This is a genomic window from Winogradskyella psychrotolerans, assembly GCF_018860545.1.
Taxonomy (GTDB): domain Bacteria; phylum Bacteroidota; class Bacteroidia; order Flavobacteriales; family Flavobacteriaceae; genus Winogradskyella; species Winogradskyella psychrotolerans_A.
Window position 1 is genome coordinate 18,697 of sequence record NZ_JAHKPN010000045.1, and the last position, 15,490, is coordinate 34,186.

17 protein-coding genes are annotated in these 15,490 nt (G+C 32.0%); 2 read left to right on the top strand and 15 right to left on the bottom strand.

Annotated features, from left to right (window positions below):
• Positions 1-76 precede the first annotated feature (76 nt).
• From KO515_RS15335 to KO515_RS15355, 5 genes are all read right to left on the bottom strand, one after another.
• Positions 77-1,537 (bottom strand): class I adenylate-forming enzyme family protein, encoded by a 1,461-nt coding sequence (locus KO515_RS15335; RefSeq protein ID WP_215937218.1) that lies wholly within the window; start codon positions 1,535-1,537, stop codon positions 77-79.
• Positions 1,538-1,548: 11 nt separating this feature from the next.
• A complete protein-coding gene (nadE, locus tag KO515_RS15340) occupies positions 1,549-2,529 on the bottom strand; it encodes an NAD(+) synthase (protein ID WP_215937219.1) in 981 nt (326 codons plus the stop codon).
• A 22-nt stretch (positions 2,530-2,551) separates the two neighbouring features.
• Positions 2,552-4,528, bottom strand: coding sequence for an asparagine synthase (glutamine-hydrolyzing) (gene asnB, locus KO515_RS15345; RefSeq protein ID WP_215937220.1), 1,977 nt, complete (start codon positions 4,526-4,528; stop codon positions 2,552-2,554).
• A gap of 23 nt (positions 4,529-4,551) precedes the next feature.
• Entirely contained in the window at positions 4,552-4,800 is a 249-nt protein-coding gene (locus KO515_RS15350) for an acyl carrier protein (protein ID WP_215937221.1), read from the bottom strand.
• 158 nt (positions 4,801-4,958) lie between these two features.
• Entirely contained in the window at positions 4,959-5,561 is a 603-nt protein-coding gene (locus tag KO515_RS15355; protein ID WP_215937222.1) for an acyltransferase, read from the bottom strand.
• 386 nt (positions 5,562-5,947) lie between these two features.
• On the opposite strand from KO515_RS15355, the gene KO515_RS15360 reads away from it, so the two are divergent.
• Together KO515_RS15360 and KO515_RS15365 are read left to right on the top strand one after the other, a co-directional pair.
• The gene (locus tag KO515_RS15360; RefSeq protein WP_215937223.1) at positions 5,948-7,927 is read left to right on the top strand and encodes a M1 family metallopeptidase; all 1,980 of its coding nucleotides are present in this window, start codon (positions 5,948-5,950) and stop codon (positions 7,925-7,927) included.
• Positions 7,927-8,811 carry a patatin-like phospholipase family protein gene (locus tag KO515_RS15365; RefSeq protein WP_215937224.1) on the top strand — a complete coding sequence of 295 codons (885 nt, stop codon included), beginning with the start codon at positions 7,927-7,929 and terminating at the stop codon, positions 8,809-8,811. Before KO515_RS15360 ends, KO515_RS15365 begins: the two co-directional genes overlap by 1 nt.
• A 155-nt stretch (positions 8,812-8,966) precedes the next feature.
• Here the strand turns inward: KO515_RS15365 and KO515_RS15370 are convergent, their stop codons facing one another.
• From KO515_RS15370 to KO515_RS15415, 10 genes are all read right to left on the bottom strand, one after another.
• Complete coding sequence (locus KO515_RS15370) at positions 8,967-9,155, bottom strand: hypothetical protein (RefSeq protein ID WP_215937225.1); 189 nt, start codon at positions 9,153-9,155, stop codon at positions 8,967-8,969.
• A 191-nt stretch (positions 9,156-9,346) separates the two neighbouring features.
• Complete coding sequence (locus KO515_RS15375; protein ID WP_215937226.1) at positions 9,347-9,931, bottom strand: CHAP domain-containing protein; 585 nt, start codon at positions 9,929-9,931, stop codon at positions 9,347-9,349.
• A gap of 81 nt (positions 9,932-10,012) precedes the next feature.
• Entirely contained in the window at positions 10,013-10,552 is a 540-nt protein-coding gene (locus tag KO515_RS15380) for a hypothetical protein (protein WP_215937227.1), read from the bottom strand.
• Between the two features lie 407 nt (positions 10,553-10,959).
• Entirely contained in the window at positions 10,960-11,454 is a 495-nt protein-coding gene (locus tag KO515_RS15385; RefSeq protein ID WP_215937228.1) for a hypothetical protein, read from the bottom strand.
• A gap of 116 nt (positions 11,455-11,570) precedes the next feature.
• On the bottom strand, positions 11,571-12,071 hold the full coding sequence (locus KO515_RS15390; protein WP_215937229.1) for a GNAT family N-acetyltransferase: 501 nt from the start codon (positions 12,069-12,071) through the stop codon (positions 11,571-11,573).
• Between the two features lie 21 nt (positions 12,072-12,092).
• The gene (locus tag KO515_RS15395; protein WP_215937230.1) at positions 12,093-12,677 is read right to left on the bottom strand and encodes a hypothetical protein; all 585 of its coding nucleotides are present in this window, start codon (positions 12,675-12,677) and stop codon (positions 12,093-12,095) included.
• Between the two features lie 245 nt (positions 12,678-12,922).
• Positions 12,923-13,588, bottom strand: coding sequence for a hypothetical protein (locus KO515_RS15400; protein WP_215937231.1), 666 nt, complete (start codon positions 13,586-13,588; stop codon positions 12,923-12,925).
• 75 nt (positions 13,589-13,663) lie between these two features.
• Complete coding sequence (locus tag KO515_RS15405) at positions 13,664-14,767, bottom strand: hypothetical protein (protein WP_215937232.1); 1,104 nt, start codon at positions 14,765-14,767, stop codon at positions 13,664-13,666.
• A 111-nt stretch (positions 14,768-14,878) separates the two neighbouring features.
• Positions 14,879-15,190 (bottom strand): hypothetical protein, encoded by a 312-nt coding sequence (locus KO515_RS15410; RefSeq protein ID WP_215937233.1) that lies wholly within the window; start codon positions 15,188-15,190, stop codon positions 14,879-14,881.
• Positions 15,178-15,490 (bottom strand): DUF6881 domain-containing protein (locus KO515_RS15415; protein WP_215937234.1); only part of this gene is annotated, 313 nt, incomplete at its 5' end. The genes KO515_RS15410 and KO515_RS15415, both read right to left, overlap by 13 nt.

Consider the following 15,490-nt stretch of genomic DNA (forward strand, 5'->3'; position numbering starts at 1 on the left):
AAGGCAAGAATCTATTTTGTATCTCGCAATATGATTTAGAGTTGTAGGGTCGCCTTGTTACTCTAGCTAACTTATCTTATTTAATGCGCTTTTTTCCTGTAGCGCTTAATTGTATGGTTTTTACAAAATCAATCTTTTGTGGTAGTTTGTAAGAGGATAAATGTTTGGAGCACTCTTCGAGAATTTTATTACTCATAGACTCTTCATTATGAGTATTTTTGAGCACGATTGTTGCAAGTATTGCTTCACCTAAAAGTTCGTCATCAAAACCTGAAATCATACAGTCTTCAACTTCAGGAATTGCTATTATAACGTCTTCAATTTCCTTCGGACTCACCCGTTTTCCTCCCACTTTTATGATCTCTTTTTTTCTTGCGACTACATAAATAAATCCATCTTTATCCATTGTTGCTATATCCCCAGTGTGTAGCCAATTGTTTTTTATCGTCAGATTTGTCGCTTCAATATCTTTAAAATAGCCTAGCATCACGTTTTCGCCACGTGCTAATAACTCACCTTCTTCATTTATTGCGGAGGTGTCTCCATTATCGTTGACAATTTTTAATTCGACATTTGGAATCGCTTTTCCGATAGAGTTTGGTTTGATTTTAATAAATTCGGGTGGTAAATAGGATAAGCGGGCAGTTGCTTCGGTTTGCCCATACATTACGTAAAATGCTTTATTTGGAAAAGCGTCTACGAACTCTTCTATAAAAATAGCATGTAATTTTCCGCCAGCTTGCGTAACATATCTTAAATCTGGAAATGTTTCGGTTTTAAAGGTTTTTGATTTTTTGAGTAAAATCTGAAAATGACTTGGCACACCAGCAAATCCTGTGCACTTGTATTGTTTTAAATCCTTAATTACGGCACCGAGAAAAATAAAACTATTATTGAGAACTAAAGATCCTCCAACTTTAAGATGTGTGTGTAATAATGATAAACCATAACAATAAAAGAACGGTAATACCACGCACATGACGTCTTTTGATGTTAGTTTTAAATACGAAATAATGGCTTCTGTGTTAGCTATAATATTTTGATGGCTAATCATAACGCCTTTAGGTTCGCCTGTAGAACCAGACGTGAATATGATTTCTGCTACACGATTCTTATCAAAATCTGAATCAAAATTAATAAGGTCTTGATTTGAGAGGATTGCTAAGTGTTCATCTTCATCTATTAAATGAATATGAGCGTCGAATTTTAATTTGTGTTTTAAAGATTGTGGTATAAAAACGGTTGTACTCTCAGTGGTCTTAAGAATATAATCTAAATTCCCTTGTTCAACAGCAAAATTAAGTGGTACACAAATATTGCCCGATTTTAAAATCCCTAAATAAGCGGAAATAAAGAATGCTGAATTTGGACTAATTAACGTAATGTGTTGATTTTCGCCTACAGTTTCTTTTAAATATGACGCTATTTTTAGGCTATCATAATAAATGTTTGTGAATGAAGCGGTTGCTTTTGAGCCTAGCAGGAAATCCTTTTTAAGATGCTTAGAGGTGTCAAAAAGATAATCAAAAACGTTCATTATTAGAGGTTTTAAAATATAGGACGCATTCTTAAGTAGGCTGTAGTTTTTCTTTTGCGCTCAAAGTTTTTATAGATGTTCTCGATATCTTGAGTGGTTTTGTCCATAACCTTTGCAACTTCATCTGCTGGATAGTCATTTTCCCAACCATACCAAATTAAATCCATTTCCTCAAAAGGCATTTGGTAAAAGAAGTCTTCTTGCGTTTGTTCTGCGGTGTAAGTATCTGTGGTAGGTGTTCTATCAATTATTTCTTGAGGCACTCCTAAGTGTCTTGCGAGTTGGTAGACTTGTGTTTTGTACAAATGTCCTATAGGCATCACATCTGCTCCTCCATCACCATATTTCACGAAAAAACCTTGTTCAACTTCATGTTTGTTTGGTGTGCCAATAACAGCGTAATGTAAACGTTCGGCATGATAATATAGCATGCTCATTCTGCTACGTTGCTTAAAGTTGGTAGAAGCTACAATTTGAAGATATTCCTTTACGGGCAATAATTTGCTAATCACCTCACCATTTGGCTTTATAACGGTAACAGAAAATGCAGGAGGTAGATTGGATGCTGCGTCTTGTTTAATTTCAATTTTAGCTTTATCTACTTTTGGGTCAAAATTGGTGATGACTCTTCCAATAGCGTCGTCTCTTCTTTGATAGCAGCCAAAACCATCTAAGGCTTTAGTAATATCTTCTACTAAGGTGTCTTTAACATCGAATTTAGCGGCTAATTTTTCGGCTAATAGTCGACTATCATCACTAGAATCTTGTTCTGGAAGCATAATTGCAGTCACCTTATTGGGGCCGAAAGCCTTGGCGGATAGTGCCATACAAACGGAAGAGTCAATGCCTCCACTAATGCCAATAACAGCACCTCTACGTTGTAATGTACGACCCACATCATTTTTTAATTTTGTTATGATGGCGTTGCACACAGTTTCTATGTTGTCGATATGTAAGATATCTTTTGAAAAGGGTTGACGTGTTGTATTCATAATTAATTCTTTTGTTAGATGATTAGTCTATTATTGTTTTATTAAGCACTACTAGGTCGTTTTCTTGCAGTTCTGGTATGGCTTTATTGATAAACAGGTCATATAATATTTGAGTGGATAAAATCGCAGTAATCGCCATATTATCAATTTCAGAAACTTGTTTGTTTAATGCCATTTTCTTTTTTAATTGATTAACGTATGTTGTATTGAAAATTCCAAATTCATTTACCTTTTCTTCAGAGAGCATCGTGTCTAAATAAGGAGGCATATCTTCTGTGAAAAATGCGCTTTGTATTGGAGCTCTGTAGGCTTGTTTTGATCGATTTAAAATAGAATCTGGTAACCTGCCTTTCATGATTTTCTTTAAAAGATATTTTTCATTTAAGCCATTTAATTTCAAATCTGGATTTAACGTCATGCAAAATTCAATAACCCTATGGTCTAAAAATGGGTAGCGTCCTTCAATAGAATTTGCCATGGCCATTCTATCTCCTTGAGAAGATAATAGATATTTTGACATGAAGAAATTTAGTTCAATCCATTGTGCTTTGGTGAGATAATCGTAACCTTTAAGTTTTGATTCTAGTTGCTTTTCAATTTCAGAGATAGGATTGTAATTACAAACGGTGTCTTTATAATCCTTAGAAAGAAAATTAGTGAGGCGTGATGTGTTATTCCAGCGTAACAAATGCGAGTAAATCGGAGATTCAGTTGCATTCAGTTTGTAGCCAAAAAATAGCTTTAATACTGCATTGTTGGCTTTACTTATTTGTGGAATGTAAGGGTATAGTTTTTTAAGTAATAATGGTCGGTATTTCGATTGCGGATCTTTGGCCCAAAAGTGCTTAATCTTAGTTTCTTTGAATATGTTATAACCGCCAAAAAGCTCATCAGCACCTTCGCCTGTGATGACGACTTTAATGTTGTGATCGTGTACACTTTTAGCTAAAATTCCCATTGGTGTTGGAGCCGTGCGTAATAACGGAGCTTCTGAGTGCCAAACAACATCTTTAAAATTTTTAGAAATATCTGATGGGCTACAAGTGATGCTAGAATGCTGTGTTTGAAAATAATCTCTTGCTATATTTTGATAGGATGATTCGTCGAAATCCTTTTCTGTAAAACCAATAGAAAATGTTCTCAGTTTATTTGGTGTAATTTTCTTTATATAGGATGTCGTAATACTAGAATCTAAGCCTCCACTTAAATAGGCAGCCACTTGAACATCTGCTCTTAGTCTTAAATTTACGGCATCAGTAAAAATCGTTTCAAATGCTTCTGAAGCTTCCTCTATGGTATTGTATTGGTAGTTGTTTGGTTTGGTTAGAGGTAACTCCCAATATGGCTTTATAGTTTTTGAGTTTGCATTAATCGTCATGTAACTGCCTGGAGGTAATTCAAAAATATTCTCAAATGCAGTGTTTGAACCGAGTGTTGTCCAAAATGTAAAATATTCGGATAAGGCTTTTGCAGACATCTTTGGCTCGAATTCTGGAAACTCTAAAAAAGATTTAATCTCTGAACTAAAAACAAATGTGTTGTTAACGGTAGTATAAAATAGAGGTCTTATGCCAACACGATCTCTGGCTAAGAATAATTCTTGCTTATGCTTATCCCAAATAGCAATGGCGAACTGGCCATTTAATTTATTTAGAAATTCGGGACCGTATTCTTCATATAAATGAATAATTACTTCCGTATCACTATGCGTTTTGAAAGTGTGATTTTTTGCGAGTAACTCTGCTCTTAATTCAATATGGTTAAATATTTCTCCATTAAAGACAATCCATAAGGTATCATCAGAATTGGAAAGTGGCATGGTGCCTGTGGTTAGGTCAACAATACTAAGGCGTACACTGCCGAGTCCCATATTTTTAGAAACGTAAATACCGCTTTCATCAGGGCCTCTGTGCTTAATTCTGGTAAGCATATGCCTTAATGCATTGACTTGGTGGTCTAAGCTTGCATCAAAATTATAAAAACCAGAAATTCCACACATAACTACGGCATAAAAAGTTAAAATTACATTTTACGCTCAATGAAAGTCATGATGCTATTTATAGATTGAAAATTTTCAACAACAAGTTCTTCATCACTAGTAGTTAGGTTGAATTCTTCTTGTAGAAATTCAATTAAAAACAATAAACCCATAGAGTCAAGAATGCCTTCTTCAAAAATAAGTGTATCGTCTTTTATTTTTTCTACATCATCAAACGTAGATTCGATAATGTAGTTTCTTACTTTGGCTTTTGTGTCGGTTTCTGTATGCATTACTGTATTGGTATTATCTTCTTTGGAGGCATTGTAAAATTTGAGATGTAAACTTATTCTTTTTTATCAATATGGATATTAATTTGTGCAAATAAGTTATTCCAAAATATTGTTGATAAATAAGTTACCGTCTCATTGTAGAATAAGCTTAATAAAAATTAATCGCTACTAACTTCTATTTTATCTAAGAATTCTTGCTTTTTCTCTAATAGCTTTTTAGATCTTTTAGCTAGTTTTTTCAGTGGGTTCCCAAAATAGATAGTCCAAGAATCTAGATTGGAACTTACCAGTGATAAGGCGCCTACAGAAGTGCCTTCTCCGATAGTGACATTAGGAAGAATAACACCTCCCGCACCAATAATAGTGTGCTCTCCTAATTCAACACGCCCTATTTTCATAGTTTTAAAGGCATTAGGTATGGTTGGATTGGTTAATGAAAGTCCGGAGTAATCATCGGTTTTACTGTATATCTTAACTCCTTGTGATAAACCACTATAATCTTTAAGTTCAATTCCGTCTGATGCCAATAAATGACAATAGGAAGCAATGTGCACGTAAGAGCCAATGTTTAAATAACCTTCTCCTGAGGCGATGATAGAGCAAAATGAATCGATAATTACATTATTACCAATTGAGATGTTATGGATTCCAACAATTAAACAGTTTTTGGCTATTCTAACATTGGTTCCTAAAGACTTAAAACCCAGTGACTTTAATTCGCTGTCGCCATAATATCCAATCTCAAATAAGTTTGTGTTCATTAGTTTGAATTTTAGTTAAGGGTCTGTGCTGTAGGTTTTTAAAACTGGTGGTTTAGCAAATATACGGATAAAATTGATGAGATAAATGATATCTGTCAGTTTTGCGATAAACGTTATTTGTTCATTAATTAAATGAGTATAAGCTTTAAATATGTATTATAAATTATGAATACAATGGGTGGTCTTAGTAAGAATAAACTTTTCTAATACAGGTAAAGAGTTTGTAAAACCTGATACTAACTTTATGAAAGTGCTTTCTCATAAAATTGGTGTTATTTATTTATGGTGTGAATTCTTATTATTAAAGGATTCATAAACTTTCAATTAGACTTCTTTGCAATGGTATAAAATTGTATTTTGGTCTTATTCTTGTTCAGTTTAGTTTTATGAAGAAAATTTTTATTGCCTTTTGTGTTTTTATTTCAGGGTTATGCTACGCTCAGCAAACTGATTATGTGGATTATAAAAAAGCGAATGGCTTACTTGCTACTGTTTTAGATTCTTCAACAGTGAAAGGTAAAGTTTCGTACAGTCTCGATATTATTAAAGCTACAGATTCTATTTTTTTAAATGCGGTGAATATGACATTTGAAAATGTGGAGATTAGAGTAGGTGAATCTAATGCTCAGCCGCTAGACTTTTCCTATGAAGACCATAAAATTTATTTTAAATATCAGTTTAAAAAAGGCGAATCTTATACAGTCTATTTTGATTATTCGGTAAAGCCTAAAAAAGCATTATATTTTCTAAAGCGAGAGAATGAGCCTCAGGTGTGGACGCAAGGTCAAGGTAAATTTACAAGTCATTGGTTTCCTAGTTTAGATGATGTTAATGATAAAATTATTTTTAATTTAAGCACGGTAAGAGATCCTGCATACACCTTTATATCTAATGGTTTAAATACGGTTGACAGTCCTTTACCAGATGGATTAATGAAGACCTCTTATCAAATGCAAAAACCGATGTCTAGTTATTTATTAGCTCTGGTTTATGGTAAATACAATAAAACAACGGAAACCTCCAAAAGCGGAATTCCTCTGGAGTTTTACTATTATCCAGAAGACTCTTTAAACGTTGAATCTACATATCGGTATTCTAAACAGATGTTCGATTTTCTAGAAAATGAAATTGGGTTTCCTTATCCATGGCAGATCTACAAGCAAGTGCCAGTACATGATTTTCTTTATGCTGGTATGGAAAACACAAGTCTAACTATTTTTTCGGATGCGTTTGTGGTAGATGATATAGGGTTTAATGATAAAAATTATGTCAACGTTAATGCACACGAACTCGCGCATCAATGGTTTGGTGATTTGGTAACCGCAAAATCAGGAGAGCATCATTGGTTACAAGAAGGTTTTGCGACCTACTATGCACTTTTAGCAGAACGCGATGTTTTTGGTGATAACTATTTTTATTTTAAGCTTTTAGAGTCGGTTTTAGAATTAAGTCGACAAGACCTTACAGGAAACGGAACATCGCTTTTAGATCCAAAATCGAGTAGTCTAACATTTTATCAACGTGGTGCTTGGGTTTTGCACGCATTACGAAAACAGGTTGGAGATGTTATTTTTAAGAAAGCGGTGAAGCGCTATTTAGAAAAGCATCAATTTTCAAATGTTGAGACCTCTGATTTTATTAAAGAAGTGGAGAATCTGTACGGTCAATCCTTAGCTCATTTTGAAAATTACTGGATTAAAAATAAAGCATTTCCTTATGAAGAGGCTTTTGCAATTTTGAAGCGACAATCTACATTTATTAATGAATATGCGATGGTGGATTGTGAAGCGAAAACATCAAAATGTGCTGAATATCTCAAATATTACGTGTCCGATGAAGCAAAAGTAAAAGTGATTTCGCAAATGCCATCATTAGTGACTTCGGATGTGTTTAAGAACAGTTTAAAAGTACGACAAGCTATTTCGGAGCATGTCACTAAAATACCAGAAGCTTTAAAAGATGATTATGAATCGTTGTTAGATGATAAATCGTATGTTACTATAGAAAATGCTTTATATAATCTTTGGGTTAATTTTCCTTTAGAACGCTCTAAATACCTTTCTAAAACCCGAAAAATAATAGGCTTCAATGATAAAAATGTACGCATGCTTTGGATTGTTCTCAACTTAAGTACGCCGTATTATGAAGCGGATAATAAGCAAGAATTGTTTAATGAGTTGATAGGGTTTACAGATGAAAAGTATAATGCCGATGTAAGAATAAAAGCCTTCAATTATTTAAACCTTATAAATTCATGCAATGAAGCATGTCAATCTAACTTAGAATTAGCAAAATCACATCATAATTGGAGATTGGTTAAGTTTGCTAAAGAATTTTCCGAAAAACTAGATAAAAAAGAAGATTAATGAGAGCATTAGTAATATCTGGTGGTGGAAGCAAAGGAGCATTTGCTGGTGGAGTGGCACAATACTTAATTGAGCGCGAAAAGCATAATTACGATATGTTTTTAGGTACTTCAACGGGAAGTTTGTTGGTGCCCCATTTGGCGGTAAATGAGATTGGTAAACTCTATGATATTTTTACCAATGTACAGCAGCATAATATTTTTAGCATTAGCCCATTTGTACAACATAAAAAAGGGGATAGGGAGTATGTATCAATTGATTTTATAAACTCATTATGGCAGTTTATAAGACGTAAACGAACGTTTGGAGAAAGTAAGGCGCTACGACGACATATTAGAAAACACGTGACTTATGAGGAGTACGTGAAAATTAGAAAAGAGAAGCACGATGTTGTGGTAACGGTTTCTAATTTATCTATGAATCGTGTGGAATATAAATCAATTCAAGACTGTTCTTATGAGGAATTTTGTAATTGGATATGGATTTCGTGTAATTATATCCCGTTTATGTCCTTGGCAAAAGTGGATGGTTACGAATATGCAGATGGAGGTTTAGGATCTGTAATTCCTATTAGAGAAGCTATTCAACGTGGTGCAACGGAAGTAGATGCTATTGTTTTGGAAGCTGAAACTTTAGGGAAACAGAAAGTATTGGGTAAAAATCCGTTTTCATTAATGATTAGTTTGTTTGGGCATTTGTTAGATCAGGTTGAGCGAAATGATATCATTATCGGAAAATTAGCGGCTCGAAATAAAAATGTTAAACTCAATTTATACTACACACCAACAAGTTTAACTGAGAACTCATTGATTTTTAGTAAACGATTAATGGAAAAATGGTGGCAAGAAGGCTATGACTATGCCGAAAGACGCCATGAGAAATAGATTTTAGATATAAGCTTTCTTTAGCTACGATGCGTTATCGAATTAATTTTGGAATTTGATTTGCAATTCTGAATTTCAATTTCAATGCTGTCAAAACATTTGTATTAAATGATCTTACAATTTATAAATTATTTTTCTGGTCTATGTAGCCAATACTAACGTCGTGCAGGCTTCATATTTCCAAAAATTAAGGCTGTTAATAATAATCCAACTCCAATTCCCATAAAAGAACCTCTCGCTAAATCAGGTAACGCAAAGTAATAAGAACATACTTGTGAAGTCGCAATTATTAATATTCCAATAGATAATAGAATTAGTGTTTTTCTTTTAGTTGTTTTTTTCATCTCATTTGTGTTTTAATGATTTGTATTTCAATTCTCATATGTGTTACAGATTTTCTTCAAAATATTATCAGTATTGTTGTCTATGCGTGCTTGCGTGGTTAAGGATTAAAGTTAGTAAAAAAAAATGCACATTTAAAGTCAGTGAAGACTTTTGTAAGTCGGCTAGAACTAGTAGTGAGTGTAAATCGTACTTATTTCCTTAACCAGCCCAAAATTCGCTTGTTTCCAATTTGCCATTTTCCATCTTTATGTATCAGGTCGTATGTTTCTCGTGAACTTCCAAAAGGCCCAGGGTTTTGTTGAATAATCTCAATGTCGTTTTTAGTGACTTTAGAAATAATTGCAACGTGTCCATATTTGTTTAATAATGTTTCTGAGTAAATTACTAAATCATTTATTTCTGGTTTTGATTTGCTTGGATTTTTAAACTGCTTTAAATTCCGTTGATTGTTTATTGTTCCGTCGGTGATTTGCGAGTTAAAAAAATCTTTGGCGTGTCCATAAGTATCAGGCATTTTATGATTTAACTTTTTGTAGTAGTAGCGTTTTACGAATTCCACACACTGATATTTTAGTCCAAGATTATATCCATCATCCGCTAACGCACGTCCGTCCACATGTCCAACTCCACCATTATAATAAACAGCAACACCATTCAAACTATCAATTTTTTGACCGATTTCATAGTTCGGATTTAGATTAATTTTTTTAGATGCTAAAAAAACAATAACGATTAAAATCAGGATTCCTAGTATTGGTAAACGTCGTTTTTTCAATTTGTTTGTAGTATTTTTATGTATTATTTAGAACGTGTTTAATTATATTTAAATAGAAAAAGAAGAGCGTTATAACGTCTTTTATGACCAGAATTTCCACCAAGGTTTTTGTTCCAAATTCTCAACCGTTTTATAGGGAACTATATCAATTATATGATAATAATTACTTAAATCATAAGTTTTCAGTTTAAACATTTCCTCCATAGATTTAAGTTTTTTTATTTTTCCTCCAAAGTCATATAAATAATTGTCATCTTTTTCATTTACTAGGCTGACATTATCATATTCATTATCATTTTTAGAAACGTAAACCATTATCCAATTTCCGACATTAAATTCAGTTGACGGATGAATATCAGATGTTTTATAAAAGCCTCTTAAATAAGGTGAAAACTGCTTGTGCTCAACTGGGTACTGAATGTAATTAATAAAAAAGTTAAATCGTTTAAAATCTGGTTGGTTCGAAAAGAGGATTAAAAATGAATCGTAGTGATTCTTTTTTCTATACAATTGAATTCCGTTAGCAAATTCAGTATCTGAATACAGATTAGCTAAATCCATTAAGATACTTTCTAATTCTTTTTGATTAACATTTTCAACTATTATAAAGTTTTCAGACATAGATTTGGTGAGAAGTTTCAAATGTTGGATAAATGATTTAAATGGTTATTCATTGTAAGGTATAAATCCGAAAAAATGCAAGAATAATAGTACTATTGATAAAACAATTCCGCCAACGCTCGTAATGAATATAGTTATTGAAATAAAATCGAGTGAATTTCTAAAGGCCGAATAACTTTTTTTTATATCATAAATTGAATAGATAAAAAGAGCCACGCAAAATAGTATTAATAAGGTTGAACTTTTCATTAGCAGGATTTCAATATTGGATAAGGTACATGGTCAATGGGGTTGTTCAGCAACTAAGTTAGTAAACATTTATGAACCTGTGAATATTCCGCAAGAATAATCGCAAGTAAGGATGAATCTAGCAATTAATTGTACATGGTGTTGTAAATTGACTTTTTTTATTTTTTAATTCCGCTAAAGGTTTTTGATTCGTTATATACAGTAATTCCGAAAAGATTCCATTTCAAAACACCGTTAGCAATAAATTCCGCTTGTTTAGATTTGGTAGTTTCAATCGATGTAAATTCCCATTCGTAACCGCTAACAAATCCAGTCAAGAAACTATTACTTTCTATGGGAATCAATTCAGTCTGTTCAATTGAATATATTATGTGCATATTTATATCAAAAGTCAAATTATCTTCGAGTGTTACTTTTTCTACTTTTGAAAAGTTCTTTTTGTTATAGTTGTTTGATATTGTAATTCGATTCGTTTTTTCTTTCGAATTAGCAGCAGAAATTACTTGAACAATTCCAATTACCATGACAAATATTGAAATAACTTTGAATTTAGGATTGAAAATTCGTTTACCTTTTTTGATAAATCCAACAATCAGATATAGAAAGTATAAAACCATAATTAAATTAATAATTGACCAAATTAAATGAATCATAGGTTTTTGTTTTATAGCTTGTTTACAAGCGTGTTTATATAAGATTAGTTGTGTTTAAGTACTAAAGTTAGCAATTAATTTGATATGGTGTTAGCGGTTAGACATTATTCATATTTTTACAGTTCGTAAATGACTCCTTGCTGTCCATCAAAGTCAAAATTTTCTTTAAATGTCATTCCAATTTTCTCAAGAACCTTGATTGAGCCGATATTTTCTTTCATTGCTCTACCAACTATTTTTTCAATTTGTAGTTTGCTAAAACCAAGATCAAGACATTCTTTTGCAGTTTCAGTCGCAAACCCTCTATTCCAATAATTTCTGTAAAATCGGAACCCAATATCATATTCGTTTTTGTCTTGACTGTATTTAAGTCCGCACCAACCAATAAATTTTAAAGTTGCTTTGTCAATAACAGCAAGTCGTCCAACTCCATACTTTTGATATTGGTCATAGTTAGCCAAAAAGTCAACAGCAGACTGTAAATTTTCAAAAGGCTTATCTCCTGTGAATTTTAAGACTTCTTCGTCAAGATTTAAAGTATAGAAATCAATAGCGTATTCTGTTGTCAGTTTACGCATTATAGTTCTTTCCGTTTCTATATATTCAATTCCTTTCATTTCTTTTATGACGTTCGTTTTTTATATTATTATCCAACCGTTTTTGATAAAAGTTAATTCAGCATTTTCTATAAACTCTGCAAAATTTGTTTTTCCCATTGCTTTGTTGTTTGTTAATTCAAAAAGATAAACTTCGGGATTTGCGCGTTTTTCGTAAAAAATCCACATTCTAAATCTTTTCACATTTACAGAATGCGAGAGAAAATTCAGTTCTTCGAAAGCTCCAATGTCAAAATTAGATTCACTAATTAATTCTGGATATAAAATTCCAGTTTTAAAAATGGGCTGATATTTTAAATCAGGTAAATGAATATTTACTGTTCTATTTCCAAATTGTATTTCATTTACAAATTCTATAAATTTTCCGTGTCCATCTAAAAGCTCTTTTTCGTTAAGGATTTCGATTTTGTCAGTAAACTTGCCATGTATTTGTTTTTCGTACTTATCTTTAAAAAATTCCTGTGTCCAATAATCTTCCTGTTCCCCTTGATTGCTAAAAGGTGGTTTTAATTCAGTTGGTTTCTCGGTTTGAGTTTTTTCCGGTTTGCTTTGAGATTTGCATCCAAAAGAGAAAGTCAGTAGTAAAATTGCTACAAATAATTTCATTTTCTTTGTTTAGGTTTGCAAATATCATCAATTAAAAATGCCATAATTAGTGAACTCTGATCTTGTGGAGTTACGTTGCTTTTAAATGACACACAACGTTTATGTATGTGATTTACTTCGTCTGTGCGCTGCGCTCGGGTGTAGTGTGGTTTAGCGACTAAGTTAGCAAACTTTTACGAACCCTTGAAAATTCTGTAGAAATATTCGCAAGTAGGGATGAACCTAGCAAGTAATTGTACATGGTGTTAGCTGATGTTTTTTATTTCTATTTTTCTTGGTGTCCAATTTTCTTTGTCTGATTTTTCCCAAATTCTCCAATGTTTGTCAGATGTTTTAAATGGCAAATTAGACTTTAAATCTTGAATAAATTCCAATTCATATTTGTTTATTTTTTCAAAAGGAAGCGCAAACCAAACTGAAATAGACGATTGTTTTGATAATCTCAAATATATCCGAGAATTTTTTATTCTGAAATCCAATTCAGGAATCAGTTCTTGATTCGGTAAAACTTTGCGGGTTTTTGGGTCTATAAAATGAAAGTTCCAGTAAAAATCAAGATTTATTGGTCCAGCAGGATTTTTTGGTAATTCATTATTTAATTCAAGCGCCTCAAAACCTTTTTCAATATCTTTTTCGTTGAGATTCCAAGTCCAAGTTCTTAACCAACCGTCATTTCTTGTTTTTGGAATTCCAAATTTCAAAGTAAAGTTGGGTAATAATTTAAGAGCAGAATATTCTTTTTTTTCCGATTCGAATAAAGTCAATTTGATTGATTTAGGTTGCGCTTTATCAGCGAATAAGTTCAGAAATTCTAACGTTTTGTCATAATTCATTTTTGGTGCTTTTCTGCCTATAGAATGAGCACCTCCAGAGCTTATTGGTAATCCTTCGTATGATATAAATCTATTCATTTTCTTAAATGACGGCCAAGGTGTTTGTATATGGTTTATTGCGAGGACTTTCGGAAGTAGGCGATAACCAAGCAATTAATTATACACGGTGTTGGCTGTAGTATTTTCTTTCCAATTTTGATTAAACCTAAAATCAAATAATAATTCATAAATTTTTCTCAAACCATAAGTTCCAACCATTCCATAATCTTTTATTTCTTTGACCTTTCCATTGTTATATGTTATTTTTAATGAACAATTTCTTGTATGTAATCTATTTATTGAGTATTGGTGTTCCATATTTGGAAAGTCTATATAATTTAAAATGTTAACTAAATTATCATAATCATTATTTTTTATGTTGGTTCTAAATTTTCCTTTAAGTTCTGGAATTGTGTCTCTAAAATACACTTTGGTATTTTCATAAATTGAATTCCCATATTTGGCATCTAACAAAGCGGTTTGGTCATTTTTTATTAAAATTTCAAAATGAGGATGTTTGTAACCAGATGTTTCAGTTTTAAATTCAACCTTTTCAATGTCATAAATTTGCGGATTATCATTATACTCAATTAAAGAACCAAATTCATAAGTCAATTCAAACATTTTGTAGCTAGATGTTTTTTCCTTTTTCCAGTTAAATTCTGCTGGTTCGTGTATTTCTAATAATGGTAAACCTTTGTTTTTTGAAAATTTTGGTACTATTGATTTGTGAACTGAGTTTTCTAATATTAGGTCTATTGGCTTAATATTATTATTTCCAAAATTCATAAAACAATAAGCACTAAAATCACAAGATTGGTCAAAGCCATCATGTCCACCATTGCAACCTTTATCGTCTCCAATTATAATTAAATCTGTAAATCCATTATTATCAATATCCATTAGATAAAAACTTTTCGAAATGTTTAAAGAGTCTGCAATTATTTTTGTGATACTATCAAATTCTCTATTAAAATCAGCTATTTTTTTTAGTTCAAATTTTTCCAAGAAATTATGAGTCAAATCTAATTTTTGTAGTTCAAAGTTTTCAATAATAGGAAAGCTTAAACCTCTTATATATTCTTCTACTTTTTCTTTAGAGTTTAAACTGTCAATTTTTGAAGAAATGATTTTTGCTTTTATAAATTCAGGTTTATTATCTTTTTTTTGACAATTCAGAAACACCAAAAAAAGGAAAAAACTTAATAAATATCGCATTGTTTGAGGTTAGGTTATATTACTGCTAACGCGTTTGTATATGATTTGTTGCGAGGACTTTCGTAAGTAGGTTAGAACCTAGCAATTAATTATACACGGTGTTAGGTACAGTTATTTGTTTTTGATGTTCCAATTAAAATTCAAAGATTTGCATTTTGGGCATTCTACATATTCTTCTTTCAAATAATCCACATTGCAGCGGTTACACTTCCCATAAACTTCGTTTATATGCATTAATGAAAATTTAGCGTCTATCATTTCTACATCATACAAAGTTCTTATTTCTTGAATTACTTGCATGAATTTTTGATTAACTTTTAATTCCAGAAGAGTTTTTTTCTCCTCAAGAGTAAATTCAGGAACTTGATAACCCCTTTTCACACAACGTTGGCATGTTTTAATCATAAATTTTAAGTGTCCCATTCCGATTCAAATTTGGCACGAGTGATTTCAATTCCGTTCATTCCATTTATTTTATCAATATCCATTGATTGGTCTCCCAACATTCCAAATTTATCTTGAGAGTTAACTGTATCGTATTTCAATCTTTTTCCATTTTGATAAACTTCAATTTGTCTTGATGGAAAATTTTCATCATCTAATTCCAGAAACCAGATTGAAGTTCCCCAACTATCATTTTCGTCTCCGCGTGTTTCGTTCCAATTTGCTTTGATATAGTTCATTTTTTTTTGGTAATTGTAGCTAACGTGTTTCTTTAGTTTG